29 protein-coding genes are annotated in these 24,555 nt (G+C 69.4%); 19 read left to right on the top strand and 10 right to left on the bottom strand.

The features are described from left to right. Positions 1–17: 17 nt before the first annotated feature. Entirely contained in the window at positions 18–644 is a 627-nt protein-coding gene (locus OG496_RS05240; protein ID WP_366492390.1) for a TetR/AcrR family transcriptional regulator, read from the bottom strand. Positions 645–748: 104 nt separating this feature from the next. On the opposite strand from OG496_RS05240, the gene OG496_RS05245 reads away from it, so the two are divergent. The 3 genes from OG496_RS05245 to OG496_RS05255 all read left to right on the top strand — a co-directional run bounded on the left by OG496_RS05245 (position 749) and on the right by OG496_RS05255 (position 3,517). Then, a complete protein-coding gene (locus OG496_RS05245) occupies positions 749–1,381 on the top strand; it encodes an alpha-ketoglutarate-dependent dioxygenase AlkB (protein ID WP_405969784.1) in 633 nt (210 codons plus the stop codon). Between the two features lie 141 nt (positions 1,382–1,522). Further along, positions 1,523–2,272: an MBL fold metallo-hydrolase gene (locus OG496_RS05250; RefSeq protein WP_405969785.1), complete on the top strand. Its 750-nt coding sequence runs from the start codon at positions 1,523–1,525 to the stop codon at positions 2,270–2,272. Positions 2,273–2,281: 9 nt separating this feature from the next. Continuing rightward, a complete protein-coding gene (locus OG496_RS05255; protein ID WP_405969786.1) occupies positions 2,282–3,517 on the top strand; it encodes a DUF4032 domain-containing protein in 1,236 nt (411 codons plus the stop codon). A 6-nt stretch (positions 3,518–3,523) separates the two neighbouring features. On the opposite strand, the gene OG496_RS05260 is transcribed toward OG496_RS05255, so the two are convergent. Beyond that, the gene (locus OG496_RS05260; RefSeq protein WP_405969787.1) at positions 3,524–4,561 is read right to left on the bottom strand and encodes a LacI family DNA-binding transcriptional regulator; all 1,038 of its coding nucleotides are present in this window, start codon (positions 4,559–4,561) and stop codon (positions 3,524–3,526) included. Positions 4,562–4,744: 183 nt separating this feature from the next. Here OG496_RS05260 and OG496_RS05265 point away from each other — a divergent pair, with 183 nt between their 5' ends. Continuing rightward, the gene (locus OG496_RS05265) at positions 4,745–5,530 is read left to right on the top strand and encodes a TIM barrel protein (protein ID WP_405969788.1); all 786 of its coding nucleotides are present in this window, start codon (positions 4,745–4,747) and stop codon (positions 5,528–5,530) included. 41 nt (positions 5,531–5,571) lie between these two features. Beyond that, positions 5,572–6,603: a Gfo/Idh/MocA family oxidoreductase gene (locus OG496_RS05270; RefSeq protein ID WP_405969789.1), complete on the top strand. Its 1,032-nt coding sequence runs from the start codon at positions 5,572–5,574 to the stop codon at positions 6,601–6,603. Between the two features lie 18 nt (positions 6,604–6,621). Here OG496_RS05270 and OG496_RS05275 read toward each other — a convergent pair whose 3' ends face one another. Then, entirely contained in the window at positions 6,622–7,494 is an 873-nt protein-coding gene (locus OG496_RS05275) for a universal stress protein (RefSeq protein WP_405969790.1), read from the bottom strand. Positions 7,495–7,555: 61 nt separating this feature from the next. Between OG496_RS05275 and OG496_RS05280 the strand changes: the two genes are divergently transcribed. Beyond that, positions 7,556–7,909 (top strand): VOC family protein, encoded by a 354-nt coding sequence (locus tag OG496_RS05280; protein WP_405969791.1) that lies wholly within the window; start codon positions 7,556–7,558, stop codon positions 7,907–7,909. A gap of 382 nt (positions 7,910–8,291) precedes the next feature. Here OG496_RS05280 and OG496_RS05285 read toward each other — a convergent pair whose 3' ends face one another. From OG496_RS05285 to OG496_RS05300, 4 genes are all read right to left on the bottom strand, one after another. After that, positions 8,292–8,567, bottom strand: a complete 276-nt coding sequence (locus tag OG496_RS05285) for a hypothetical protein (protein ID WP_405969792.1) — start codon at positions 8,565–8,567, stop codon at positions 8,292–8,294. Next, positions 8,560–9,345: a hypothetical protein gene (locus OG496_RS05290; RefSeq protein ID WP_405969793.1), complete on the bottom strand. Its 786-nt coding sequence runs from the start codon at positions 9,343–9,345 to the stop codon at positions 8,560–8,562. Before OG496_RS05290 ends, OG496_RS05285 begins: the two co-directional genes overlap by 8 nt. A gap of 331 nt (positions 9,346–9,676) precedes the next feature. Then, entirely contained in the window at positions 9,677–12,145 is a 2,469-nt protein-coding gene (locus OG496_RS05295; RefSeq protein ID WP_405969794.1) for a hypothetical protein, read from the bottom strand. Between the two features lie 180 nt (positions 12,146–12,325). Next, positions 12,326–12,520 carry a hypothetical protein gene (locus OG496_RS05300; RefSeq protein ID WP_405969795.1) on the bottom strand — a complete coding sequence of 65 codons (195 nt, stop codon included), beginning with the start codon at positions 12,518–12,520 and terminating at the stop codon, positions 12,326–12,328. A gap of 384 nt (positions 12,521–12,904) precedes the next feature. On the opposite strand from OG496_RS05300, the gene OG496_RS05305 reads away from it, so the two are divergent. The 7 genes from OG496_RS05305 (at position 12,905) to OG496_RS05335 (ending at position 16,441) form a co-directional block, all read left to right on the top strand. Beyond that, positions 12,905–13,564 (top strand): hypothetical protein, encoded by a 660-nt coding sequence (locus OG496_RS05305; protein WP_405969796.1) that lies wholly within the window; start codon positions 12,905–12,907, stop codon positions 13,562–13,564. A gap of 2 nt (positions 13,565–13,566) precedes the next feature. After that, positions 13,567–13,734 carry a hypothetical protein gene (locus OG496_RS05310; RefSeq protein WP_405969797.1) on the top strand — a complete coding sequence of 56 codons (168 nt, stop codon included), beginning with the start codon at positions 13,567–13,569 and terminating at the stop codon, positions 13,732–13,734. 2 nt (positions 13,735–13,736) lie between these two features. Beyond that, positions 13,737–14,060 (top strand): hypothetical protein, encoded by a 324-nt coding sequence (locus OG496_RS05315; RefSeq protein WP_405969798.1) that lies wholly within the window; start codon positions 13,737–13,739, stop codon positions 14,058–14,060. After that, complete coding sequence (locus OG496_RS05320; RefSeq protein ID WP_405969799.1) at positions 14,060–14,329, top strand: hypothetical protein; 270 nt, start codon at positions 14,060–14,062, stop codon at positions 14,327–14,329. The genes OG496_RS05315 and OG496_RS05320 overlap by 1 nt, the downstream gene beginning before the upstream one ends. A 99-nt stretch (positions 14,330–14,428) precedes the next feature. Further along, positions 14,429–15,280 carry a hypothetical protein gene (locus tag OG496_RS05325; RefSeq protein ID WP_405969800.1) on the top strand — a complete coding sequence of 284 codons (852 nt, stop codon included), beginning with the start codon at positions 14,429–14,431 and terminating at the stop codon, positions 15,278–15,280. Continuing rightward, positions 15,277–16,068 carry a hypothetical protein gene (locus tag OG496_RS05330; protein ID WP_405969801.1) on the top strand — a complete coding sequence of 264 codons (792 nt, stop codon included), beginning with the start codon at positions 15,277–15,279 and terminating at the stop codon, positions 16,066–16,068. The genes OG496_RS05325 and OG496_RS05330 overlap by 4 nt, the downstream gene beginning before the upstream one ends. Before the next feature lie 154 nt (positions 16,069–16,222). Then, positions 16,223–16,441, top strand: a complete 219-nt coding sequence (locus OG496_RS05335; RefSeq protein WP_405969802.1) for a hypothetical protein — start codon at positions 16,223–16,225, stop codon at positions 16,439–16,441. A 260-nt stretch (positions 16,442–16,701) separates the two neighbouring features. On the opposite strand, the gene OG496_RS05340 is transcribed toward OG496_RS05335, so the two are convergent. Both OG496_RS05340 and OG496_RS05345 read right to left on the bottom strand, forming a co-directional pair. Next, positions 16,702–17,553, bottom strand: a complete 852-nt coding sequence (locus OG496_RS05340) for a helix-turn-helix domain-containing protein (RefSeq protein ID WP_405969803.1) — start codon at positions 17,551–17,553, stop codon at positions 16,702–16,704. 19 nt (positions 17,554–17,572) lie between these two features. Further along, a complete protein-coding gene (locus OG496_RS05345; protein WP_405969804.1) occupies positions 17,573–18,316 on the bottom strand; it encodes a DUF6879 family protein in 744 nt (247 codons plus the stop codon). A 174-nt stretch (positions 18,317–18,490) separates the two neighbouring features. Between OG496_RS05345 and OG496_RS05350 the strand changes: the two genes are divergently transcribed. From OG496_RS05350 to OG496_RS05360, 3 genes are all read left to right on the top strand, one after another. Beyond that, positions 18,491–18,694, top strand: coding sequence for a hypothetical protein (locus tag OG496_RS05350; RefSeq protein ID WP_399388549.1), 204 nt, complete (start codon positions 18,491–18,493; stop codon positions 18,692–18,694). Further along, a complete protein-coding gene (locus OG496_RS05355; protein ID WP_405969805.1) occupies positions 18,691–18,909 on the top strand; it encodes a hypothetical protein in 219 nt (72 codons plus the stop codon). The genes OG496_RS05350 and OG496_RS05355 overlap by 4 nt, the downstream gene beginning before the upstream one ends. Positions 18,910–19,093: 184 nt before the next feature. Further along, positions 19,094–19,327: a hypothetical protein gene (locus tag OG496_RS05360; RefSeq protein ID WP_405969806.1), complete on the top strand. Its 234-nt coding sequence runs from the start codon at positions 19,094–19,096 to the stop codon at positions 19,325–19,327. Between the two features lie 60 nt (positions 19,328–19,387). Here the strand turns inward: OG496_RS05360 and OG496_RS05365 are convergent, their stop codons facing one another. Further along, complete coding sequence (locus OG496_RS05365) at positions 19,388–20,956, bottom strand: recombinase family protein (protein WP_405969807.1); 1,569 nt, start codon at positions 20,954–20,956, stop codon at positions 19,388–19,390. A 34-nt stretch (positions 20,957–20,990) separates the two neighbouring features. Between OG496_RS05365 and OG496_RS05370 the strand changes: the two genes are divergently transcribed. From OG496_RS05370 to OG496_RS05380, 3 genes are read left to right on the top strand one after another with little or no spacing between them, the layout of a single operon-like run. Continuing rightward, positions 20,991–22,676 (top strand): FAD-dependent oxidoreductase, encoded by a 1,686-nt coding sequence (locus OG496_RS05370; RefSeq protein WP_405969808.1) that lies wholly within the window; start codon positions 20,991–20,993, stop codon positions 22,674–22,676. Beyond that, entirely contained in the window at positions 22,673–24,130 is a 1,458-nt protein-coding gene (locus OG496_RS05375; protein ID WP_366492380.1) for an ATP-binding protein, read from the top strand. The genes OG496_RS05370 and OG496_RS05375 overlap by 4 nt, the downstream gene beginning before the upstream one ends. After that, positions 24,127–24,477 (top strand): UBP-type zinc finger domain-containing protein, encoded by a 351-nt coding sequence (locus OG496_RS05380; protein ID WP_366492379.1) that lies wholly within the window; start codon positions 24,127–24,129, stop codon positions 24,475–24,477. The genes OG496_RS05375 and OG496_RS05380 overlap by 4 nt, the downstream gene beginning before the upstream one ends. Positions 24,478–24,555 lie beyond the last annotated feature (78 nt).

Raw genomic sequence — 24,555 nt, forward strand, 5'->3', positions numbered from 1 at the left:
GGCGACCGTTGCCTTTCTCATTCGAGGGCGCGGCTGCCGTCCGTCAGCAGCGCGGTGAGTAGTTGCTTGAGCCAGACACGGGCGTGCTCCACGTCCTTGTCCAGCAGCAATTGAGTGGTGACTCCGTCGTACGCGGCGATCACCGCGTGGGCGGCGCTGTCGACATGGTTGAGCACAGTGGGCAGTTCGAACCGGCCGGCCGCCAGGGCGAGCCGATCGGCGATCACCGCGCGCAGTCGTGCCCGGTGGTCGAGCAGACTCTGCGCGACGGCCGGGTCCCGGGCCGCGTGCACCAGGAAGTCCGTCTTGACCAGGAGCCAGTCCAGGTCGAGGAGGAGCACGTCGGTGACCCGGTCCACAGCGGCCGGTACATCGAGGTCCGGTCCGTCGAGGGCGAAGGCCTCGGACACCTGGTCCGCGATCAGCTCGGCCCGCTCCTGGTAGAGGGCGAAGAACAACTCGTCCAAGCTGTCGAAGTTCGAGTAGAAGGCGCCTCTGCTGTAGCCGGCGGCTTCACAGACCTCCTCGATGGAGACCCGGCCGTATCCCTTGGCGGCGAACACCGCGAACGCGGCGGCCAGGAGGTTCGCCCGTGTGCGGACACGGCGCCTGGTCACACGCTTGGGCGTCACCTCAGTCACCATGCCCGGACCTCCAGTCGATACGCGAATGTATCCGATACACCGATGTATCGAAAGAGCGGAGTTCATATAGGAACAGATATTCGAATAAGGAGTACGCTGGCTTCATGACCGCGCACCACCTCCAGGGCTCCCTCTTCGACCAGACCGACCAGCTCCGCCTCGGCCCCCTCGACGGGACACGCCGTACGGCACTGGGGCTCGGCGCCTGGATCGACGTGCTGCCCGGGTGGCTCGCCGGCGCCGACGCCCTGTTCGAGGAGCTGGCCGCCGAGGTGCCGTGGCGCGCCGAGCGCCGTCAGATGTACGACCAGGTCGTCGCCGTACCGCGGCTGCTCTCCTACTACGGCGCCGACGACACGCTCCCCCACCCGGTGCTGGCCGAGGCCCGGGACGCGCTCTCGGCTTACTACGCAAGGGAGTTGGGCGAACCCTTCAGCACGTCCGGGCTCTGCTACTACCGCGACGGCCGGGACAGTGTCGCCTGGCACGGCGACCGGATCGGGCGGGGTGCCCGCGAGGACACGATGGTGGCGATCCTCTCCGTGGGCGCGCCCCGCGACCTGCTGCTGCGCCCCGTGCGCGGCGGCGGCGAGTCGGTGCGGCGCCCGCTCGGGCACGGCGATCTGATCGTGATGGGCGGCTCCTGTCAGCGGACCTGGGAGCACTGCGTCCCCAAGACCACCCGCGCCGCGGGACCGCGCATCAGCGTGCAGTTCCGCCCGCACGGCGTGCACTGAGGCGGAGAGGCGGCCGCTTCGGACGCACGCGGGGGCCGCCCCCGGCGGACGGCGCCGGAGGCGGCTTCCCCCGCGCACGCCAAGGTCACGCGCGTCTGGTTGGCTGTCCCCGTACGGGGCACCACCTCACGAGGGACGATCATGCGGGCAGATGTACGCCAAGTCGCCGACGGCACCTACCTGGTGCACGGCAGCAACACCAACTGGGTGATCCTCACGGACGGCGACGCGGTCACCCTGGTGGACACCGGATACCCCGGGGACCGCCCGCTGGTGCTCGACTCCCTTGAGCAGGTGGGGAGTTCACCGAAGGCGGTCACGGCGGTGCTGATCACCCACGCCCACAACGACCACCTCGGTTCGGCGGAGTACCTGCACAGCACCTACGGCACACCCGTCCTGCTGCACGAGGCCGAAGTGCCGCACGCCAGGCGGGAGTTCCTACAACAGGTGACCGTCGGGGACGTGTTGAAGAACGTCTGGCGTCCCGGAGTGCTGCCGTGGATGGTGCACACGATCCGCGTCGGAGGCACCGAGCAGCATCCCGTCGCCTCGGCCGAGGCCTTCCCGGCCGCGGACGGCCCGCTCGACCTGCCCGGCCGCCCCGTCCCCGTGCACACCCCCGGCCACACGAGCGGGCACTGCGTCTTCCATCTCCCGGACAGTGGGATCGTGATCTCCGGGGACGCCCTGGTGAGCGGCCACCCGACCTCGCGGATCAAGGGGCCGCAACTGCTGCCCGACATGTTCCATCACGAGCGCGAGCGCGCCGTGGCCTCGCTGGACACCCTCGAAGCGCTGGACGCCGAGACCCTGTTGCCCGGCCACGGCCCCCTGCACACCGGTCCGGTCCGTGAAGCGGCGCGGCGCGCACGCGAACACGCGATCTAAGGTCACCCCATGGCACTGCAGATCAACGCGACCAACCCGGAGCATCCGGTCCTCCTGCTGGAACTGCCCTGGGACGTCCCCCTGGAGGAGTGGCCCGACGAGTACCTGGTGCCGCTGCCGCGCGGCATCTCCCGCCACGTCGTGCGCTACGCCCGCGCCGGCAGCGAGGTCATAGCCGTCAAGGAACTCGCCGAACGGCCCGCGCTGCGCGAGTACGAGCTGCTGCGCGACCTGGACCGGCTGGGCATCCCGGCGGTCGACCCCCTCGCCGTGGTCACCGGGCGCCTCGATGCCGACGGCGAGCCGCTGGAACCGGTGCTGATCACCCGGCACCTGGGCGGCTCGATGCCGTACCGCTCGATGTTCGAGACGACGCTGCGCCCGGCCACCATGCACCGGCTGATGGACGCGCTCGCGGTGCTGCTGGTGCGGTTGCATCTGGCCGGCTTCGCGTGGGGCGACTGCTCGCTGTCGAACACGCTGTTCCGGCGGGACGCGGGCGCGTACGCCGCGTATCTCGTGGACGCGGAGACCGGCGATCTGCACCCGAGCCTGAGCAACGGACAGCGCGACTACGACCTCGACCTCGCCCGCGTGAACATCAGCGGCGAGCTGCTCGACCTGGAGGCGTCCGGGGCGCTGCACCCCTCCGTCGACCCGATCGAGTTCGGCATGGAGATCTGCGCCCGCTACCAGGGTCTGTGGGAGGAGCTGACCCGCGTCTCGGTGTACCCGGCGGGCAAGTACCACTTCATCGAACGCCGGATCCGGCGCCTCAACGAACTCGGCTTCGACGTCGCCGAGATGCAGATCGAGCACTCCTCCAACGGCGACACGGTCACCTTCGTGCCGAAGGTCGTCGACGCGGGCCACCACCAGCGTCAACTGCTGCGCCTGACCGGCCTGGACGCCGAGGAGAACCAGGCGCGGCGGCTGCTCAACGACCTGGAGTCCTGGATGGCCACCCAGGACGACTACGCCCCGGGCGACCCGCTCGCCGCCCGGCCCGAGGTGCTCGCGCACCGGTGGGTGCGGGACGTGTTCCGGCCCACCGTGCGCGCCGTACCGCTGGAACTGCGCGGCTCGATGGACCCGGCCGAGATCTACCACGAGCTGCTCGAACACCGCTGGTACATGTCCGAGCACGCCCAGCACGACATCGGTCTTGACATCGCGGTCGAGGACTACCTCAAGAACATCCTGCCGAAGGTGCGCGAGACGCTGGCGCCGACCACCCCGGAGTGACCCGGGTCAGCCCTTCGCAGGCGGGGCCGTCGTGCCGCGGACGACGAGCCGCGGCGGAACCACGCTCTCCCCCTCCGTTACGGCCTCCCCGTCCAGGCGGGCGATGGCGCGGCCGACGGCGAGTTCCGCGAGGAGCGGGATGTCCTGGGCGACGGTGGTGAGATCGATGTGGGCGAGCCGGGACAGGCTGGTGTCGTCGAAGCCGACGACGGAGATCTCGCCGGGGACGGAGACACCGGCGCGCAGGAGGGTGTCGAGGACGCCGGTGGCGCAGCGGTCGTTGAAGGCAAGTACCGCGCTGGGCCGGGAAGTTGAGGCTTCGGCGAGCAGGGTACGAGCGCCGCGCGCGCCGTCGTCCTCGGTGAGCCCGCCGGGCAGGACACGGACGTGGTCGTCGAGGCCGTGGCGGTGCATCGCGGTGCGGTACCCGCGGCGGCGGTCGGCGGCGCCGGGCGCCCTGCCGCCGTCGATGTGCGCGATGGCGCGATGGCCGAGCGCGACCAGGTGGTCCACGGCCTGGCGGGCGCCCTCGTCGTCGGCGGTGCGGACGACGTCCACGGCCGGCGGGGCGGGCCGTAGCCGCCGGGCCACCGAGACGACCGGGACCTGGGTAGCCAGGTGCGCGAGGCGGGCGGCCGGGACCTCGGGGCCGAGCAGGACGAGGGCCTCGCACCGGTCGGCGAGCAGCGCCTCCACGGCCTGCCGCTCACCGCGCGACGGGGCGACCGCGCTCAGGGCGACCTGGTAGCCGGCTGGCTCGGCGGCGGCGTAGATGCCTTCCACCAGGTCGGTGTGGAAGGGGTGGCGCAGTCCGAACTGCACGCCGAGGAGGCGTGAGCGGTTGCTGCGCAGCACCCTGGCCCGGGTGTCGGGCCGGTAGCCGATCTCCTCGGCGGCCTTGAGCACCCGCTCGCGGGTGGTGGCGCTCGCGCCGTAGGCCCCGCGCATCACGATGGAGACCAGCGCGACGGACACGCCCGCCCGGGCCGCGACATGGGCCAGCGTGGGCCGCTTTCCGTCGGGGACCGCGGGGGTGGTCGGCACGGTTGTCCTTCCGGTCGAGGTGTCGTTGCGTTTCGGGATCGTAGCCGCTTCGAAAGGTGTGCAACATCGCTGCTCCGAAGGTACTGCAACGTTCTAGAAACTTGCCCGGCGAAGTCTTGACACAGGAATCCAGTAGTGGCGTACTACTGCCATCTAGAACGTTCTAGAAGAGGGCGAGCAGTCATGTACACGTTGGCGGTCTGTGCCGAGATGGTGTTCCGGGACCTGCCGGTCCACGAGCGGGCGCGGCGCATCCACGAGGCCGGTTTCCAGGTCGAGATCTGGGACTGGACCCGGCACGACCTGGACGCGCTCACGCGGACCCCGGCCGAGTTCTCGTCGATGACGGGCTATATCCGGGGCAGCCTCACCGACGAAGCGGGCGCCGCCGAACTCCTGCGCACCGCCGAGGAGTCGGTGAAGGCCGCCGACCAACTGGGCTGCCCCCGGCTGAACTTGCACGGCACCGGCCTCGACTCCGAGGGCCTGCCGGTGGTTCCGGTGACGGGCGAGCCCACCGGCGCGATGTGGATCGCCGCCCACCGCACCCTGACCCGCCTCGCCGAGCTGGGCGAGAGCAACGGGGTCACCTTCACGCTGGAGAACCTCAACGCTGCGGTCGACCACCCGGGCGTACCGTTCGCGACGGCCGCCGACACCCTGGCCCTGGTCAAGGCGGTGGACCGGCCGGGCCTGCGCATGAACCTGGACCTCTACCACGCGCAGATCGGCGAGGGGAACCTCATCGAACTCGTCCGCAGGGCCCACGAGTTGGACCTGATCGGCGAGATCCAGGTGGCGGACGTACCCGGCCGCCAGGAGCCCGGCACCGGCGAGATCAACTACCCGGCGATCGCCCGCGCCCTCGCCGACATCGGCTACGACGGGACGGTCGCGATGGAGGCCTGGGCCTCGGACGGCGACAGCGAACGCGCCCTGGACCGCTTCCGCACCGCGTTCACGGTCTGACCCGCCCCCCCCGGATTCACACGACACTAGGGAGAACGCCCATGACCACCCAACTGCCCCTCGCCATCGGCCTGGTGGGCGCGGGCCGCATGGGCTCCTTCCATGCCGAGACCCTCGCCCGCCGGCTGCCCGGCGTCCGTCTCGCCGCCGTGGCCGACCCGGCCCCGGGCGCCGCACGGCGCCTGGCCGACCGGCTCGACTGCCCCACGGCGTACACCGAGATCGGCGACCTGTTCGCGGATCCGGACGTCGACGCGGTGGTCATCTCGACACCGGCCCGCACCCACGCGGACCTGGTCGTGGCGGCGGCGCGGGCGGGCAAGGCCGTCTACTGCGAGAAGCCGATGGCTACCACCCTCGCGGACGCCGACCGCGCCATCGCGGCAGCCACCGAGGCGGGCGTACCGCTCCAGGTCGGCTTCAACCGCCGCTACGACACCGGGTTCCGGGCCGCGCACGACAAGGTGGCGGCGGGCGCGATCGGCACCCCGCAGCTGCTGCGCTCGCTCACCCGCGACCCGAAGCTGGCCGACCCGGCCCCGATTCCGCCGTGGACGATCTTCCTCGAAACCCTCATCCACGACTTCGACACCCTGCGTTACCTCAACCCCGGTTCCGAACCGGTCGAGGTCTTCGCCATGGCCGACGCCCTGGTCCGCCCCGACTTCAAGGCCCGCGGCCTGCTCGACACGGCCGTCGTCACGATCCGCTTCGACAACGGCGCCCTCGCCACCGCCGAGGCCAACTTCCAGGCGGTGTACGGCTATGACGTACGCGGCGAGGTCTTCGGCTCCGCGGGCATGCTGACGATGGGCGACATCCGGCGCACCCATCTGACGTCCTACGGCGCGGACGGCATCGCGGCCGAGACGGTCACGTACGACCAGGACCTGTTCCACGACGCGTACGTCGCCGAGCTCGCCGACTTCGCCGAGACGGACCGCACCGCCCGCATCCCGTCGGCCACCGGCGAGGACGCGCGCGCCGCGCTCACGATCGCACTGGCGTCGATCCGGTCGGTGGAGAAGGGCGTCCCGGTGCGCATCGAGGAGATCCGTGCCGAGGCCAACTGACCGAATTCTCCTGAGGGTTCAGGACGCCGGCACCACGGCCACCGGGCACTCCGCGTGGTGCAGCACCCCGTGCGCGACCGAGCCGATCCGCGCGCCCACCGCCGTACGGTGGGCGCGTCGCCCGACGACCATCAACTGGGCGCGCCCGGCGACCGACAGCAGCACCTGACCCGCGCTGCCGATCTCCACGTGCTCAACCACGGGCACGTCGGGGAAGCGTTTCCGCCACGGTTCCAGCGCCTCGGCGAGGCCCTTCTTCTCGTACGGTTCCAGGCCTCCGGCGTCGTCGAGGAGCTTCATCGAGGCGGGGCTGTAGGCGAACACCGGCGGCAGGGTCCAGGCCCGTACGGCACGGACCGTCGCTCCCCGTGCCGCCGCCGTCTCGAAGGCGAAGCCGAGCGCGGCGGCGCTGTCCTCGGGGTTGCCGTGCTGACCCACGACGATCTCGCGCCCCGCCGCCTCCCCGGCGGTCTCGTCCCCGGCGCGGACGAGCACGACGGGCCGTGGGGAATCGGCGATGACCTGCTGGCCGACGGACCCGAGCAGGAAGCCGACGACGGGTCCGTGGCCGCGTGAGCCGAGGACCAGGAGTTCGGCGTCGGCAGCGGCGGCGGTCAGGGCGTCGACGGGGTCGCCCTCCAGGACGTCGGTGGTGATGTCCAGGCCGGGGTGGCGTTCGGTGACCGTCCGGGTGGCCTCGGCGGCCGCGTCCCGCACCCAGCCGTCCTGGGTGTCGCGGTCCCCCGCGTCGAGGGCCTGGTGCTCCTCGTACCGCCAGACATGCACGACACGCAGCGCCCGCCCCCGCCGTACGGCCTCCCGGCCCGCCCAGGCGAGTGCGGCGAGACTCTCCGCCGATCCGTCGACCCCTGCGGTGATCGGTCGTGTCATGCGGTGGCCTCCCGGTGGTGCGGTCACATGCGTCGGGCCCAGTCTTCACTACGGTGCCCGCATGACCTTGGAGTGGGAGCAGGTAGTGGTGGACTCGGCCGACCCCGTCGCGCTGGGACGCTGGTGGGCCGAGGCCCTCGGATGGGTGGTGGTGGGCGAGGCACCGGACGAGTTCGAGATCCGGCCGGAGCCCGAGCGGCTGCCGGGGCTGCTGTTCGTGCCGGTGCCCGAGGGCAGGACGGTCAAGAACCGGCTGCATCTGGACTTCCGGCCCGACGACCAGGAGGCCGAGGTGATCCGGCTGCTCGCGCTGGGGGCGCGGACGGCGGACGTCGGTCAGGGCGAGCAGTCGTGGGTGGTGCTGGTGGACCCGGAGGGGAACGAGTTCTGCGTGTTGCGCTCCCGGCGCCCCTGAGGCCCCCGTCTCGGGTGTAGCGGAGCGCGGCGCGGCGATCGACCATACGATGGTGGGGAGCCGGCGCGGTGACAACGGCGCCGCCGTGCCGTGAAGCCGACCACTCGGGGTGGGAGACGTATGGCACAGGCCGCCGAAGCCGCGCGGACCGTCATCATGACCGTCGACAAGATGCCACTTACGGCCTTCGAATCATAGGCGCAGGTCGAGCACATCAGCGCAGGTCAGGGCCGTATTGCAAGTGCAACTTGGTCCCAGCGGGCCATGATCCAGAACACGCCAACGGACCGCGATTCCAAGGATTTCGAGCGGGGGCACCTTCGGATCATCGGCAGGCCGTGAATGTGCAGGTCACCGCCGGGCGAGGTTTCGCGCCGGGTGATCACAGGAACCGCCCACCGCGTGCCCGTCGGCGGAGCTGCGGAGGCCAGCCGGAGACGTCGTCATTGCCGATCATGACCGGGCGGTGCTCGGGATCTTGTCCAGGATCCATCGTGAGGTCCGGCCCGGTAGATAGATCGGGCGAAGTTGGTCCCTCTCGACGTGGCCAGGGACGGCCTCCCCGCGCCCGGCGCAGCTCAGCCCTCAGGGCGCGCAGTTCCGTGGTCGACCTGGCCGCCTTGATCTTGCCGATCAGCTCGGTGATCTTGTCAGTCATCGTCGCCCCATTCGAGGTCAGGGAACTCCGCCTTGGCGGCCTCCAGCTCCAGCCGTACGGCCTCGGGATCGTCGTCCGGCACACCGGGACCGGCGCCGCTCTGATCGGCCGTCACGGGGCCACCCTCGCCCTCGGGCTCAATCACCTCGGCGTCCACGTACGGGAGATCGGCCGGTTCGTGGAGGCCCTCGCGGACGTACCGCACGCCCTTGATCACCACGTACTCGGTGCCACCGGTCCGGAAGGGCCACGGGGTGCGGTCGGCAGCCTGTTCGGTAACCGGCTCCGGCGGCTCAGGCGGTTCGACGCCTTCCAGGATCGCGGCGGCGGACTCCAGCGCGAACGCCTTCCGGTCCGGGGGGAGTTGGAGCCGGTCGATCACGGCCGTGATCGCGTTCACGGTGAGGTCGGCCCGCGCCTGCAACGTGATCTCCAGCGGTTCTTTCGGAGCCAGGCCATACAACCGGATCTCCGTCTCGTCGATCTTGCGGAGCTGATCATTCGCCGCCAGCACCGGGCCGTCGTCGATCAGCGGCCGACCGTCGGGCCCATTCACGATCTTCCCTGTCTGCACCACGAAGTGAGGGCGGGCCCGGACAGCGCTGGCCACGGCGCGCTGATCATCGAGCCGGGCGGCTGTGATCTTGCGCAGCTCCTCGACTTCCGGCTCTACAAGATCACGGATGGCGTCCGCGATGATCTCGTGCACGCGCGCAGGCGAGAGCTGGACATGGGTTGCGATGCGGCGCTCGGTCCAACCGGCGATCCGGAGCCGCATGATCGTTGCGTCTCGCTCGGCTCTCAGTGCTTGGTCGGTGTGCCGTTGGGGCGGTGCGGCCATCACTCATCAACTCCCGTAATTTCAGGGGCCGTTCGAAGCAAATCCAGGGCTCCGCGCAAGGGGCATGCAGGGTGGTGGCAGTCCATCGGCGCGCACGGGTCGCAGCGGGGAGGGCCGAAGCACTCCACCGGCACGTACCGCCATGCGGCGCGGTCCCAGCGCCAGGGCTCCGGGTCGCGAGGGTGCTGCCAGCAACCGGCTCGGGTGGTCCGGCACTGAGGGCATTCGCCGGGGAGGTCGGGAGGCCGCGCGGGGAAAGAAGTCATGATCAGTCCTCCGTTCCGAGAGCACACCAGGGCGCATGATCGGACTCCTCGGCGAGGTCCGGAACGCAGGTGCACGAACTCGGGGGAGATGGGGGAGATGGGGGAGACGTCTTCGGCTCTTTCTCTACGTGTGCACCCTCTTCACGTGCGCGCTCTTCACGCGGTGAAGAGAGTGTTTTCGCTGACGCGTAGGAATATCCATCTCCCCCATCTCCCCCGGATGATGTTGATTCCGCCTCGTCCACCACTTGGATCACATACTTGGTGACGTGTCCGTGGCTGGTCCCGGACTTCACCAGCCGCAGGCCGCCCCGGATCTGATTGAGGACGCCTCGGTACGCGTAGCCGAGTTTCCGGCTCCAGTCCTTCGGGGTCGTGTCTTCCAAACCGGGCGGAGTGATGGTCGGCCGGTCACCGGTGAAGGAATTCGCGCCCCGGACTTGCCGCCAGTCCTTCACGTCGGCCGTGGTGAATTCCGTGGAGCCGAACGTGTCGGCCAGCCATACGAAGTGCTCGGCCCACTGGACACCGGTCCAGTCGGATTCGGTGCGCTTGGCCCGCAGGCCGCCTAGGAAGCCGGGCACCCCGGCCGTCTGGAGAATGCCGCCGATGGTCCTCTCCCACCGGGTGAACGAGCCGAAGGACTCGGCCCCCTGAGTGAACGGGCATCCGGCCGCATACCAGGCCCTCACGAGCGTGAGAACGGCGCTCAGGAGTTCCGCCCGGTGCTCGGTCGCCCATTCCTTGAGGTCTGCGTGCCGGAAGGAACTCGCCCGGCGGTCCTGTGGGTTGGCGTACGCCGGGTGCAGCCGGATCCAGTACACCCGGCGCGATATGTCGCCCTCGACGGAGACGTTGTTGCCGAGCGCTACCCAGGTGACCGTGTTGGGCAGTTGGATATTCTCGCTCACCCCGAGCACCCGGTCTCTCCAGAAAGGCGTGGTGAGCACCTGGGCCAGGGCCCTGCCTTCGAGCTTGTGTGCTTCATCGAAAACGACCAGGGGATTGCCGCTCCGCAGCGTGGCGGTCATCTGCTTGCGGACTTCCTCATTGCTGCCGGAAAGCGGCTGCGTGACGGCAGCCTCGCCGGTCGCGAGAATCGAGACGACGTCGGCGAGCAGGTTCTTGCCGACACCCATCTGAAGCCCGTCGACAACGGCCAGCGGCGCGAGATCGATTCGGTCGCGGATGAAGGGGGTCAGCAGCAGCGCGAGCGCTCCGGCCCGGTCGCTTTCCTCGGGGAATGGGAAGTCCCCGAGGAGATCCACCGACAGCAGCTTGAGGGCGGAAGCGATCTCCTCCGCCGACGGCTCCACCGGCACGGTGATGGTCAGGCCGCCGTCCAGCTCCAGCCAGGTCCGTGACGCCTCGTCGTAGCCACCGGCGGCGCACACCGTGCCGTCCTCCCGGACGAACGGCGCCCGCACGATCCGGGTGACCGGGGTGTACGCCGGTGCCCGGCCGAGCACCGCTTCGACGGTCGGCGCGTCCGGCCACGCGTCCTCGAATGAGGCGGGCCGCGTGGTGGTCGCCTCCCTGTACGTGAAGCACGCGCACGCCTCCACCAGGACGTTGAGGAACTTGCTCCGCTCCAGCGGCTCCAACTCGGCGCCCTTGCGCAGCGTGATGGCCCCGCCGTAGTCGAACAGGGTCTCCCCGTCCCACCTCGCCGTGAGCGCCTCGGTGATGTTCTCGATCACGGCCTTCCGGTCGGCGTTGACGATCACGCTGGCGCGGCCACCGGTGTCCGGCGGTTCGACCGGATCCGGCTTGCGCGCTTTCTGCTTGGGCCGACGTCCGAGCTTGTCGGTGGCGCGGTCGGCGACGTTCTCGATGAACGACGTCCGGCGGTTCTCCGGCCGACGGCCGAGAACGTCGTCAAGTCCTTCCTTGGCTTTCGCTCCGGCCAGCCTGGCGAACACCACCTCGTCGGCGCCCTCGACTTCAAGTGCTTCCTTGATCCCGGCCGCCGCGTCCCACACATCGGAGTTCGTCGACATGTCGGCGTCGAACAGAACGATCACCTTGTGGCCGTCGGCCCAACTCAGATCGGCCCCAGCCCAGTTGTTACACCCGGGCACGCCTGCGATTCCCCATTCCGGCGGTGCCCACGAAAGGGCTGCGTGAGTCTGCTTCGTGCCCTCGGTGATGAGGTACGGGTCATCGGGGCCGGTCGGCTCCCGAAACACCGCGACGAACGAGCCGCAGCCCTTCGGGAGCAAGTACTTGTGCAGCTTGCCGTCCGGGGTCTCGATCGGATCGTCCGGCCGGTACTGCGGTACCGGCTCACGCCCCGGCACGGGCCAGAAGAACAGGATTCCTTTCTCGGCCTCGCCGAGGAAGTCGGACCAGGTGGCAAAGATCTCGCCTGGGATGTCGTCCGGTCCGGTCACCGACCGGATGCCGTATTCCTCGATCACCTCGTCCGTGATCGCCGCCGCGTTCAGAAAGGTGTGGTGCTCGGAGGTCATCCCTATGTCTGGCTCGGGCGATTCATTTACTGCGGCACGAGGATCGCTTACCATGGAAGCGTCCTTTCTGGTTTGGGATGTTTCTGGTTGGCGTTGAGCTGATCCCTCAGTGCCTGTCCGGGTCGTGCATGGTCGTCGTGTCTGATCCCTCTGAGCCCCTCGGCTTACCTCCCGAGGGGCTCAGCCCTTTTCCGGCTCCGTCATTCCGTCGGCCTCCCGGTCGAGCTGGTCGGCCAGCTCCCGGAAGTGCACGGCCTTCAACCGCAACACCTTGATACCGAGCCGGTCCGCCTCTTCGGTCCGGCCGCGCCGGATTGCCACGGCCCGGCGGTTCTGTGCGCTGATCACTTCTGGGCTGTTGAAGATCCTGGGCATTCTCGTTCCCTCTGTCCGTCTGAACGCACGAGAGCCGGTGACCTCATTGAGGTCACCGGCTCTTCTGTCCGTGTGCACTTACAAGGTACGCCGTGCACGCCGCTAATGCACATGTTCAAAGCAGTCGAAAGACAGCGAGCCAGCCGGCATGGCAATAGATAAGAACCGATGAGAATTGCCAATGTAGATGGAGAGGGAAACGGCGACCGCTGGAGGTCATCAGGCTCACGGCCGCCGTTCACCCCTGAATTCAGGGTATACGCTGTTTTGCAAAACAACGTTCGGGGAGGGTCCGGCGTGGAGCAATTCATATCGATTGCGGAGGCCGCCGCTCATCGCGGTGTCACGCCTCAGACGATTCGCAATTGGGCCCGGCTGGGTCTCATGTCCCAGCGCCAGGGCGCGCGCGGCTGGTCCGTCTCCCGCCGTGAACTGGAAGAGCTGACCAATCGCCAGTCGCTTCAGGTCGCCACGGAACACGGCAGCGTCGAGAACCTCGCCGTCAAGCTCCGTGATCTTCTGTTCCCGGTCGAGCAGCGGGAGACCCAAGGGAAGCTCGGCATCACCTTCACCGACCGCCGGTCGAACTCCGGCAAGCACGCGGCCAGTGCCCTTGCCGACTATCGGAACGGCGCGCTCGTCGCCGACGGGGTGACCGTGTTCGGTCGGCCGACCCTCGAAGCCGCGTGCATTCCGCCCGGGGTCGGCTGCCGGTGGCACGTCGCCGACATGATCGCTCTGGTGGACGGTGGCCCCATGCCGGTCGATCTTCCGGCCTGGCGAACGCTCTTGGGCGGTATGTGCGCGGGCTGCGCCATGGAGCTTCACCCGAAGCGCCCTGCCACCAGGACGGCCGTCAGGGCGCCTGCGCGCCCCTCTCGTGGCCGGACGGCCGGGGGTGGCCCCAACTCCCCGGTCTACTGGCGTTCGCAGGCCGAGAACGCCCTCACGCTCGCCGACGAGGCCCGCGCGAGCGGTGATCACGCCGCCTCCCGGCGTCTGCGTGACCGCGCGGCCGAGTACACACGCAGGGCAGGGAGTTGACCATGTCTCAGTACCAGCCCCACGAGGGCGGCCAGCAGCCCAACGTCCCGCCGCGTGATCCGCGCGGCGTCCAGCAGTTCGCCGCAGCCACCGAGTTGGAGTGCCCGAACGGCATGATCTTCGACCCCGCCCTCGGGACGTGCATCGCCGAGCCGGAACCGGAGAGCTGATCATGAGCGATCTTCCCGAACTCAGCCGGACCGAGCGGTCCATGATCGTGGCCGACGGCATCACCGAGATGATCTCGCGGCCGGACGGCCGCGCCCTCCTCGCCGAGCTGGCCGCCCGGTGCCAGCCGCCGATCATGGATATCCCCTTCGCCGACCTCGTCCGCGAGCGGCTGCGTGCCGACCGGCTCGCCGCGATCGTCGACCTCGCCGCCCGGCACGGCGCGACGGCGACCGACACCCGACCGTTCGGTGAGGTCGTGCGCCAACTCCCGGAAGAGACAAGGGCGTTGATAGCCGACCACATCATTGCGGCGGGGTGGCAGTGATGTCCCGCGTGTACGAGACCAGGGCCGAACGGCCCCTGTCCGCCCAGCCGTTGGCCGTGCGGGTGACGGCGTACCTGCGTCACCGCCGGGATTCGGGACTCGACCCATGGGCCGATCTCGACATGATCCAGCGGGGAACCAAGATCGCCGACCGTGCCGACGCGACCAGCGCCCTGGCGCACCTCACCGAAAGGGCACGGGTGGAGCGCGACCCGGGACCGCAGGGTCTCGCGTCGGCCGGTCGGCCCACGAGATGGCGGATCTCGTGATCACGAGCCGGAGACCTTGATCCACAACTAAGCGGCGCCCTGCACCGGATGACAGCCGGGCAAGGCGCCTAGGAACACAGCTACGAAGGAGCTGTATCCATGATCGGAAGACTACTGGCCCGTGCCGACCAGTTCATCGGCAGCCTTTTTCCCCCGCCCAAGCCCGAGGTCAGCCACGAACACAACCGGCTGGCCGAACGGGTCGGGGACCCCGAACGCTGGGCCGAGATCGTTTCGGCCCGTGGCCTGTCCGGTCTGGTGCTCGGCGCGGCCTCAGCATGGGAGTACGGCGTCGTGCTGCGTTTCCGCCTGCTCGGCAAGTTGACCTTTGGCGACGTCGAGGACAAGGCCATGCACCTGGCGACCGCGCTCGGCCTGGTGCGGGCCCGGACGATGGGACTCGACGGAATCGACCACTTCGAGGTTGACGCGGAGACGATCGCCCTCGGAATGATCAAGACGCACCGTAAGTGGGGCGGCTCGGTGATCTTCGTGGACCGGACAGACCGGAGTGATCGGGTTGATCTCTGGATCGGTTACCACGACGAACTTGCCCCGGCGCTCCACGAGTTGGACACCGAGGCCGCCAGCCTCAAGGCGGCCGAGGAAGCCGAGAAGATCACGAAGCGGCGCGAGGCCGAGCGCGCCCGTGACGCCCGCATGACCGGCACGGGCGGCGGAACACACGGACAGACAGTAGGGATCCCCGAGTTCCGCAACCTCGCTGACCTGCGCGTTCACGAACCGGGTTCCGTCCCTCACGGAACCGCTGACCTGCGCGTTCACGAGGGGGACGGAACCGCTCACACCGCCCCTTCACAGCGCGCCCGGGAGCTGATCGACATGGGGGTGAGGGACGCCGCCGCCCTCGCCCGTCAGCTCGAACGCGAGGGTCAGCGGGTGCCGTCGGCAAGCTACCTGCGGCGACTGATCAGGGAGACCACGTCATGACCGACAGGAAGATCCCCGACCGCGACGCACAGGCCCTGACCGCCGTCACCGCGCTGGCCGTCCTGATCGTGGCCGGTGCCGTCGTATGGAGCGCGGTCGCCATCGGCGGACTGCTCGCCCTGGCCTTCCCGGTGTGGATCTCGTACGGCATCGCGGCCGTCTTCGATCTCATGTGGATCGGCCTCATGATCCTGGAGTGGACGACCCGCTACGACACGGAGCGGGTCGCTCTGCCGCGCCGTGCGGGGTGGGCGGCCCTGGTCCTGTCCATGACCCTGATCACGGCTCACGGCGCGGCTCACGGGTTCCTGTGGGTCGGCCTGGCCGGTGCCGCCGTGAGCCTGCTGGCCAAGAGCTACTGGCACATCGTCATGAAGACGACCGGCGCGAGGCTCGCCCCCGAGGCCGCGAAGTCGGTCAAGGAACGCAGGGACGCGGTCCACGCCGACCTTGCGCTGATCGCGGTGAGCCGTCAGCTCACCCGGCTCACCGCGAAGGCCGACGCCGAGAAGACGGCTCTGGGCCTGGGCTCGGGCGGGCTCACGGATGAGCCACCGGTTCACCTCGTTGAGCGGGTCGTTGAGCCGGTCCATGAACCGGTCGGCCCCCCGGCTCGGACCGGCTCACCGGCTCAGCTCACGTCGGCTCAGCGGCTCAGGGCGGACCGGCTCACGAGGGTCAGTGAGCTGATTCGCGATGACCCCGAGCTGACCCCGGCTCAGGCGGCTCAGCGCCTCGGGGTGAGCCTGGCCACCGCGAAGAGAGATCTCCGTCAGGTCCGGTCCTGATCAAGCCCCTCGCGACCTGGGATCACCGCGAGGGGCCTTTTCATGCCCCGTTGCACATGAAGATCAGAGTGCTCGCCGGCCCCAGTGTCCTCGCACGTCACAGGAGTTCGGGTGTTCACCGTCGGATTCACACCCGGGACTACGATCCGGAACCATGAGCGTCACCGTCCGCCGCACCGCCGCCGGTCAGCGTCTGCCGGACCGCATCCGGTCCCTGCTCGCCAGCCAGGGGCCGATGACCGTGAAGGCCATCGCCGCCGTTCTCTGCGCCCCGGGTGCGGATGCGGTCGGCAGGGTCGGGGCATCCCTGCACGCCCTTGAGCGGCGCGGGCTCGTCGTCCAGGACGGCGAGCTCTGGCGGATGCCGGGCTGACCAAGATCGCCCAGACTCTAAGATCGAATGCCCAACTCGGCGTACTGGTAGGCGAGTTGGAAGATATTCCGAGCGAGATTGCGCCCGCCGGTCACGTCCGGCCTCGTGGTGCCCGGCGGGCTGACCGGTGAACTGCCCCCGGATTGCAGCGTCCTGGCCGCCCTGGGGGCCGTGCAGGGTCCTGGACGACCTAACGCCATGCACCCGCACCCCTGCGGCCCGCAGACGGCCGCACAGCGCTTCCGGATCACCTGGAGCAGTCAGGTGACGTTGAGGGTCCGGCGCGCGTGGCTGATCAGGTTCTGGGCGTCGGTGCCGAACACGGCCGACTCCCGCAGCGTCCGCCAGGTCCGCAGGTAGAGCGCGATCGAGTCGGCGTCGTCGATCCACAGTTCGGCGTGCCACACCTCAACCATGGCAAGGCGCTCGTCATGCACCCAGAAGCCGCCGGTCGGCGGGATCTTCAGCGAGGCCGTGAAGGGGATGATCCCCAGCCGGACCGTGTCCAGGCCGATCAGCCCGGAGAGCCGGTCGAGCTGCGCGGCGAGTACCGAGGGTGGACAGATCAGCGACCGGAGCGCGGTCTCGCCGATCAGGATCTCGAACCGCCGGTGGGCGTCGTAGAGAAGCTCTTGCCGCTTCAGCCGGGCGCGTACGGCCGCCTCGGTGTCCCGGGGGGAACGCTGGAGTTCCGCGTACCGGTTGAAGACGTGCCGGGCGTAGTCGGCCGTCTGCAAGATGCCCGGCACGGTCACCGACTCGAAGCCGTGGACGGTGGCCGAGCGCTCGTACTCGGCGGCGATCGTCTGCTGGACCGGCTGGTGCCCGCCGGAGAGCTGGCGCCGCCATGAGCGGATGTGGGACTCGAACCCCCTCAGCCGGGCCAGGAGTTCGGCGTACGCGTCGGGCTGGCCGGTCGCGTCGGCCCACGCCTGGAGATCTTCGGGGGTGGCGGTCTGCTTCCCGTTCTCCAGCTTCGAGATCTTGGGCTGTGGCCACCCGAGAAGCTGCGCGAGGCGGGTACCGGTGAGACGGCCGTCGGGCGCGGACATGCGCAGCTCCCGCAGGCGCACCCCGAGCGCCTCACGTGCCTGCTGATAGTCCGTCGTCACCGGTACCCGAACCGCCCTTCTAGCAGGTGGCCGATGCGAGCTGCTGGAACGGGACGGCGTGATGCCAGGCCGCGTCCCGGAGCATCGCGTACCTGATCACCTCAGCCGGTTCCGTGATCAGCTCCACGTCCGTCAGCTCGTCGGCGTCGGTGAAGTTGAGCCGCGCGACCAAGCGCGAGTCGAAGATCCAGAAGTCTTCGCTGCCGAGCTTCAGCCGGTCGGCGTCCTCGCGGCGCAAGGTGCGGATGTCCTCCCCGAGGTCGGTGTTGCGCTCGGCGTTGATCATCAGGTAGCGCTGACCGGTGGTCGCCGGGTCGTCGACCACCCGCACCCGGGCGACCGACTTCCCGGCCGCCGTCTGGCGCCCGATCGTCTCGCAGTACCAGGTGCTCGTGTCCCAGTCGACACGGCCCTCGGCGAGGTACTGCGCGTAGGTCTCGGTCGACTCGTCGGACGCGTACCGGCGCCGCGTCTCCAGCCGCCAGGCGGTGTGCTCGAAGATCTCGAACAGCCGGTTGAAGGCGTCGAGATCGATCACCCGCGCCTGGCGGGTCCGGTCCTTGGGCGCCCAGTCCGTGATCAGCTCGCGGGGGACGACGACCGCGACCTCTCCGGGTCCGAGGTGCTGGAGCTGTGCGACGTCCTCGGAGTCGGCCAGGGGCGGCCCGTGAACGATCACCTGGCCGGTGTCGACGTCCTCGTGGATCGATGGACAGCCGGTGTCCCCGCTGCCGGTGCCGTTGAAGCGGATGTTGCGCGTCATGTGCCCTCCCTCGTCGGGTCGTACTCGGTGATCCGATCTTGTCGCCGGGGCGTCCCGCCCGGCTATGGCCTCCCTGACGCTCCGTGAGAATCCTCGGGCATAAGGCGCCTCTACCCGAGAATAAGAGCGAATACCCGCTCGCCGGCTCAACTGCTCCGCCGTGACGGTGAGTTCATGACCACTGCACAGAAGTCGGGCACGGCCGAAGCCGTCGAGGCGGTCGAAGTCCTGCGCGGAGCGCTGACGGCGGCCGGGATCGTCCTGCCGTCCCTGGGAGCCGACACGGCCTCCCCCGACCTGAACCTGATCAACCTCGGGCGGGTACGCGCGGACGTCGCGCTGCGCCTCGCGGACGTCCTCCGGCGGGGGTGCGCATGAGCGAGTTCACGCCGGAGGTCGGTGAGCTGGTGTACGACGAGGCGGCCCGTCAGGTCGGCGAGGTGATGGGCCATGAGGGCCCGCGCTTCCAGCTCCGCCCGGTCGGCGGAGGGCGCGAGTGGGACGCGTCCGGCCCGCTCCGGCCGCCCACGGATGCCGAGCGGTTGTCGGCGGGCGTGGCGATGGCCAACGCGCGGAGCCGGGGCGAGCTGTGAGCGCGCCGACCGTCGACACGGACACCATGAGCGCCGAATGCGCGGTCGCCCAACGGCCGGAGTACAAAGGCCTGCACGCCGACTGCCGACAGACCAGGGACATCCCGCTCCCGGGAGGTGGCGGGATCTTGCTGGTGCCCCGCTGCACGTGCACCTGCCACCTGTTCAGGAAGGCGTGCGCGTCATGACCGAGACCGTTCCTGATCCGGCTTCGCCGGTACGCGTGTGCCGCGCCTGCGACGAGGCGATCGAGAACCCGGACGACGCCGTGATCGTCATGCACGAGCTGAGCAACTCCGGCCCCGGATGGGACGTCTACGCCCACCGCGATCACGCCGACGACGTAGACGTGATCGACCCGGACCTGCTCCGGATCATGACGCGGGTACTGGTGTCCAGACGCCTGCGCGGGGCGTAGCCCCGACACGACGAAGCCGCCCCAGCGCCGATGCGGGGCGGCTTCGTCGTGTGCGGATGATCAGTTGTTGAGCCCCCACTCGGTGAGCAGATCCTCACCGTCCTCGTTCACAAACTCGATCCGGTCGGCCGGGGCCCGGGACGTGCTGTCGGCCACCCGCTTGATCCGGGGCTGACCGAACATGTCCGGGCTGAGCAGCTCGGCGACCAATGCGCGCTTCACGGCGAGCTGGGCCGACTCCCACGCCGACCACGCGTCGGCCAGCGCAGCGCCGGGGCCAAGGTCGAGGTGATCACCCATCGGCGCGCGCGGGGTCAGACCCTTGATCTTGCTCTCCAGCCCGGTGATCTCCGCGCGCAGCTTCTCGATCTTCCGGCCGATCAGGTCGGCCGCCGCCGGGGTCTCCGGATCAGCGTCCTCGAACTGCTTGAAGCTTCGCTGCTTGGTCGTCAGCTTCACACGGGCGTCGGCCAGCTCGACGCTCTCCTCGTCGGCCGGAGCGCGGTAGAGGTGCGGGGAGGTGAGGAGCTTGATGATCAGTCCGGGGTCCTCGGCGTCACCGATCATGTACGCGTCGGTGGTCGCCTTGTCGATCGTGAAGCAGTCACGGTCCCAGCACCGGTACACGAGACGGCCCTCATACGCGTCACCGCCCGGCCTGACCGACACCTTGCCGCCACAGTTGGAGCACCGGAACACGCCGGTCAGAACATGCTTGACCTTCGTCGTCACGGTGGACTTGCGGGACGGGTCAGCCAAGATCACCTGCACGGCGTCGAACAGCGCGGGCTCGATGAGCGGCTTCCAGTTGCCCCGTCGCTCCGTCCCCTTGTGCACGCGGATGCCGACGTACGCCTTGCGCCGGAGCATATTCGCGAGGCTCTGCCGGGTGAACGGCACGCCGTCCCGGCTCACGATGCCGCGCTTAAGCCAGTCCTGTTCGACGGTCCTGATCGACTCGCGGTTACGGCCGTTCCACCCGGCGACCCGCTCGAACAGCTCCACCACCGGCGGGCCCTCGACAGGGTCGGCTTCCTGGGATACCGGACGCGGGCGGCCGTCGATCAGCTCGTACGTGCGCCGGTACCCGAAGTTGATCTTGCCGTGCGGCCGGGCGGCGGGCTCGCCGTCATCATCCACGGCGTTGACTGCGCTGTTCACTCCTCGCAGCGTACGGGCGGACAAGAGCCGGGCCTCTTTCTCGGCATCCTTGATGCCGGTGATCAGCGTGTCCCGGTCGCTGTAGTTCGAGGGGTTGAAAGTCCGGTCGAGGCTGGTGACGTGGATCAGGTAGCCCTGCTCCTCGCACAGATCGACGACTTCCACGCCGGACAGAGTCTTCCGGGTCAGGCGGCTGATCTCCCACAAGACCAGGACTGTCCCGACCGGGCCGAACGCGCCGGTCCGCATGTCGGCCACCATGCGGAGGAAGTCGTCGTTCGGCTTGAGTGCCTTGTGCCAGGCGCTACCGGTGTCGGCATAGGGCTCACCCCAGGTCCACGGACCATGATCCGCTTCGGCCGCAAGGTTCTGGATGTGCTGGTCCTGAGTGCTGCGGCTGCGTTGGCCTTTGCCCTTCGAAGAGCGCGCGTACTCCCGTGCCGTCCGGGTCCCCACCGCTGTTGCCATGGCCCGCCCCTCACTACGCCGTTAGGGTTTTCATATGTCGCCTTCGAGGTCCGCTTCCTCCTCCACCGTAAGTGTCATCATGACCGTGGACGACGATCCGGGAGTCTCCCGTGCCGTCGCCCGTGACCTGCGGCGGCGCTACGGCGAGTCGTACCGCATCGTGCGTGCGGAGTCCGGCGAGTCCGCGCTGGACGCGTTGCGTGAGCTGAAGCTGCGCGGGGATCTCGTGGCCGTGATCCTGGCGGACTACCGGATGCCGCAGATGAACGGCATCGAGTTCCTGGAGCAGGCCCTCGACGTCTATCCGGGCGCGCGCCGGGTGCTGCTGACCGCGTACGCGGACACGGACGCGGCGATCGACGCGATCAACGTCGTGGACCTGGACCACTATCTGCTGAAGCCGTGGGACCCGCCGGAGGAGAAGCTCTACCCGGTCCTGGACGACCTCCTGGAGGCCTGGCGGAACAGCGACTACCGGCCCGTGCCCGCCACGAAGGTGGTCGGGCACCGCTGGTCGGCGCGCTCCTCGGACGTGCGGGAGTTCCTGGCCCGCAACCAGGTGCCCTACCGCTGGTACTCGGCCGACACCCCGGAGGGACTGCGGCTGCTGTCCGCCGCCGGGCAGGACGGGCAGCGGCTGCCGCTCGTCATCACCGCCGAAGGGAACGTGCTGGTCGAGCCGGAGGCGACCGAACTGGCCGCCGAGGTCGGGCTCGCGACCACACCGACGGCGGACTTCTACGACCTCGTCGTCATCGGCGGCGGCCCGGCGGGACTCGGCGCGGCCGTCTACGGGGCTTCGGAAGGGCTGCGGACGGTTCTCGTCGAGCGGTCCGCCACCGGTGGCCAGGCCGGGCAGAGTTCGCGCATCGAGAACTACCTCGGGTTCCCCGACGGGGTGTCCGGGGCCCAACTCACCGACAGGGCGCGGCGGCAGGCCACCAAGTTCGGCGCCGAGATCCTCACCGCGCGTGAGGTGACGGGGCTGGAGGCCAACGGGTCTGCGCGGGTCGTGCACTTCGCGGACGGCTCGACGGTCGCCGCGCACGCCGTGATCCTGGCGACCGGTGTGTCGTACCGGCAGCTGGAGGCGCCCGGCACTCCCGACCTGACGGGCTGCGGGGTCTACTACGGCTCGGCGCTGACCGAGGCCGCCTCCTGCCAGGGGCACGACGTGTACATCGTCGGCGGCGCCAACTCGGCGGGCCAGGCGGCGATGTACCTGTCCCGGGGCGCCAAGTCGGTGACACTGCTGGTGCGCGGGGGCTCGCTGGCCGCGTCGATGTCGTACTACCTGATCCAGCAGATCAACGAGGCCGAGAACATCTCGGTGCGCACCGGCACGGTGGTCGACGCCGCGCACGGCTCCGACCATCTGGAGCAGCTCACCCTGCGCGACACCGCGAGCGGAAACACCGAACTCGTCGACGCACAATGGATGTTCGTGTTCATCGGCGCGGCCCCGCTGACCGACTGGCTCGACGGGTCGGTGCTGCGGGACGAGCGCGGGTTCATCCTGTCCGGGCCCGACCTCACCGCGGACGGAAAGCCGCCCGCGAGCTGGGAGTTGGACCGGGCGCCGTACCACCTGGAGACCAACATTCCCGGCGTGTTCGTGGCGGGCGACGCGCGCGCCGAGTCCGCGAAACGCGTCGCGTCCGCCGTCGGAGAGGGAGCCATGGCCGTGATGCTCGTCCACCGCTACCTGGAGCAGTCATGAGCGGGCAGGTGCTGCCGTGCAGCCCGCAGGAGATCGGCACGCTGTTCCTGTTCGAGAAGCTGACGCCGGAGCAGCTCGGCCGGCTGTGCTGCGACGGGCAGGTGGAGCAGTTCGAGGCCGGGCCCGTCTACACCGAGGGTGACCCGGCCACCTGCTTCTACGTCATGATCGAGGGCACCGTCGTGCTCTCGCGGCGGGTCGGCGGCGACGACGTGGAGGTCGCCCGGACCTCGCAACGCGGCGTGTACACGGGCGCGATGCAGGCCTACATCGGGGACCGGGTGCAGCAGGTGTACCTGAACTCGATGCGGGTGACGGAGCCGACGCGGTTCTTCGTGCTGCCCGCCGAGACGTTCGCGGCCATCATGAGCGAGTGGTTCCCGATGGCGGTGCACCTGCTGGAGGGCCTCTTCTTCGGTTCGAAGAGCAGCCAGTTGGCGATCAGCCAGCGTGAACGGCTGCTGGCGCTGGGCTCGTTGTCCGCCGGGCTCACGCACGAGCTCAACAACCCCGCCGCCGCTGCCGTCCGGGCCACCTCGACGCTGCGCGAGCGGGTGGCGAAGATGCGGCACAAGCTGCGCGTCATCTCCTCCGGCCCGTACTCGCGCGAGGACCTCGCCAACCTCATCGACATCCAGGAGCGCACGGCCGAACGGGTCGCCAAGGCACCGACGTTGAGCCCCCTGGAGGCCTCGGACCGCGAGGACGCGCTCACGGACTGGCTCGACGACCACGGCATCATGCAGGCCTGGCAGATCGCGCCCGTCTTCGTGCAGGCCGGTCTCGACATCGACTGGCTCGACCAGGTCGCGGCGGCCGTGGACGAGGACGTCCTGCAGGCGGCGGTCGGCTGGCTCAGCTACACGGTCGAGACCGAGCTGCTGATGACGGAGATCGAGGACTCCACGACCCGGATCTCGAATCTGGTCGGCGCCGCGAAGCAGTACTCGCAGCTGGACCGCGCGCCCTACCAGGTCGCCGATGTGCACGAACTCCTCGACAGCACCCTGCTGATGCTCGGCGCGAAGCTCGGCGACCGGATCAAGGTGGTCAAGGACTACGACCGCACGCTCCCGAAGATCCCGGCCTACCCGGCCGAGCTCAACCAGGTGTGGACCAACCTGATCGACAACGCGGTCTCCGCCATCAACAGCACAGGCGGGGAAGGCACGTTGACGGTGCGGACGGCACTGGTGCGCGATCAGCTGATGGTGGAGTTCCGTGACACGGGGCCCGGTGTGCCGCAGGAGATCCGCAGCCGTATCTTCGATCCGTTCTTCACCACCAAGCCGGTGGGCGAGGGCACGGGGCTCGGTCTGGACATCTCCTGGCGGATCGTCGTCAACAAGCACCACGGCACCCTCCAGGTGGAGTCGGTGCCGGGCGACACCCGCTTCCAGGTCCTGCTCCCCCTCACCGCCGTCGACAACGAGACGCCCGAGGAGTCCGCATGAGCGACATCACCGGAATCGACCCCACCGTCCCGCCGAGCGGCGCCGGTTGCGTGGAGTGCGACGCGGCCGGCGGCTGGTGGTTCCATCTCCGGCGGTGCGCGCAGTGCGGCCACATCGGCTGTTGCGACGACTCCCCCGCCAAGCACGCCACGGCCCACTACCAGTCCACGGGACACCCGTTCATCCAGAGCTACGAACCCGGCGAGGACTGGTTCTGGAACTTCACCACCTCCGAGCTCTACGACTCCGGCCCCGAGCTCACCGCCCCGGTTAGCCACCCGAAGGACCAGCCGACGCCCGGTCCGGCGGGACGCGTTCCGGCGAACTGGGCCGAGACCCTGCGCTGAACCCCGGGCCGCCGGGCGGGGACCGTCTCCCGCCCGGTGGCCAGGTGCGTTGTCAGTGGCGCGTGCCAGGATGGGGGC

The organism is Streptomyces sp. NBC_00988 (genome assembly GCF_045162645.1).
Classification (GTDB): domain Bacteria; phylum Actinomycetota; class Actinomycetes; order Streptomycetales; family Streptomycetaceae; genus Streptomyces.

What these genes read in the sequence shown, in the direction of transcription:
- OG496_RS05240 (WP_366492390.1), bottom strand. Translation starts at nt 644, where the DNA reads ATGGTGACTGAGGTGACGCCCAAGCGTGTGACCAGGCGCCGTGTCCGC.
- OG496_RS05245 (WP_405969784.1), top strand. Translation starts at nt 749, where the DNA reads ATGACCGCGCACCACCTCCAGGGCTCCCTCTTCGACCAGACCGACCAG.
- OG496_RS05250 (WP_405969785.1), top strand. Translation starts at nt 1,523, where the DNA reads ATGCGGGCAGATGTACGCCAAGTCGCCGACGGCACCTACCTGGTGCAC.
- OG496_RS05255 (WP_405969786.1), top strand. Translation starts at nt 2,282, where the DNA reads ATGGCACTGCAGATCAACGCGACCAACCCGGAGCATCCGGTCCTCCTG.
- OG496_RS05265 (WP_405969788.1), top strand. Translation starts at nt 4,745, where the DNA reads ATGTACACGTTGGCGGTCTGTGCCGAGATGGTGTTCCGGGACCTGCCG.
- OG496_RS05270 (WP_405969789.1), top strand. Translation starts at nt 5,572, where the DNA reads ATGACCACCCAACTGCCCCTCGCCATCGGCCTGGTGGGCGCGGGCCGC.
- OG496_RS05275 (WP_405969790.1), bottom strand. Translation starts at nt 7,494, where the DNA reads ATGACACGACCGATCACCGCAGGGGTCGACGGATCGGCGGAGAGTCTC.
- OG496_RS05280 (WP_405969791.1), top strand. Translation starts at nt 7,556, where the DNA reads ATGACCTTGGAGTGGGAGCAGGTAGTGGTGGACTCGGCCGACCCCGTC.
- OG496_RS05285 (WP_405969792.1), bottom strand. Translation starts at nt 8,567, where the DNA reads ATGACTGACAAGATCACCGAGCTGATCGGCAAGATCAAGGCGGCCAGG.
- OG496_RS05290 (WP_405969793.1), bottom strand. Translation starts at nt 9,345, where the DNA reads ATGCGGCTCCGGATCGCCGGTTGGACCGAGCGCCGCATCGCAACCCAT.
- OG496_RS05295 (WP_405969794.1), bottom strand. Translation starts at nt 12,145, where the DNA reads ATGACCTCCGAGCACCACACCTTTCTGAACGCGGCGGCGATCACGGAC.
- OG496_RS05300 (WP_405969795.1), bottom strand. Translation starts at nt 12,520, where the DNA reads ATGCCCAGGATCTTCAACAGCCCAGAAGTGATCAGCGCACAGAACCGC.
- OG496_RS05305 (WP_405969796.1), top strand. Translation starts at nt 12,905, where the DNA reads ATGTCCCAGCGCCAGGGCGCGCGCGGCTGGTCCGTCTCCCGCCGTGAA.
- OG496_RS05310 (WP_405969797.1), top strand. Translation starts at nt 13,567, where the DNA reads ATGTCTCAGTACCAGCCCCACGAGGGCGGCCAGCAGCCCAACGTCCCG.
- OG496_RS05315 (WP_405969798.1), top strand. Translation starts at nt 13,737, where the DNA reads ATGAGCGATCTTCCCGAACTCAGCCGGACCGAGCGGTCCATGATCGTG.
- OG496_RS05320 (WP_405969799.1), top strand. Translation starts at nt 14,060, where the DNA reads ATGTCCCGCGTGTACGAGACCAGGGCCGAACGGCCCCTGTCCGCCCAG.
- OG496_RS05325 (WP_405969800.1), top strand. Translation starts at nt 14,429, where the DNA reads ATGATCGGAAGACTACTGGCCCGTGCCGACCAGTTCATCGGCAGCCTT.
- OG496_RS05330 (WP_405969801.1), top strand. Translation starts at nt 15,277, where the DNA reads ATGACCGACAGGAAGATCCCCGACCGCGACGCACAGGCCCTGACCGCC.
- OG496_RS05335 (WP_405969802.1), top strand. Translation starts at nt 16,223, where the DNA reads ATGAGCGTCACCGTCCGCCGCACCGCCGCCGGTCAGCGTCTGCCGGAC.
- OG496_RS05345 (WP_405969804.1), bottom strand. Translation starts at nt 18,316, where the DNA reads ATGACGCGCAACATCCGCTTCAACGGCACCGGCAGCGGGGACACCGGC.
- OG496_RS05350 (WP_399388549.1), top strand. Translation starts at nt 18,491, where the DNA reads ATGACCACTGCACAGAAGTCGGGCACGGCCGAAGCCGTCGAGGCGGTC.
- OG496_RS05355 (WP_405969805.1), top strand. Translation starts at nt 18,691, where the DNA reads ATGAGCGAGTTCACGCCGGAGGTCGGTGAGCTGGTGTACGACGAGGCG.
- OG496_RS05360 (WP_405969806.1), top strand. Translation starts at nt 19,094, where the DNA reads ATGACCGAGACCGTTCCTGATCCGGCTTCGCCGGTACGCGTGTGCCGC.
- OG496_RS05365 (WP_405969807.1), bottom strand. Translation starts at nt 20,956, where the DNA reads ATGGCAACAGCGGTGGGGACCCGGACGGCACGGGAGTACGCGCGCTCT.
- OG496_RS05370 (WP_405969808.1), top strand. Translation starts at nt 20,991, where the DNA reads ATGTCGCCTTCGAGGTCCGCTTCCTCCTCCACCGTAAGTGTCATCATG.
- OG496_RS05375 (WP_366492380.1), top strand. Translation starts at nt 22,673, where the DNA reads ATGAGCGGGCAGGTGCTGCCGTGCAGCCCGCAGGAGATCGGCACGCTG.
- OG496_RS05380 (WP_366492379.1), top strand. Translation starts at nt 24,127, where the DNA reads ATGAGCGACATCACCGGAATCGACCCCACCGTCCCGCCGAGCGGCGCC.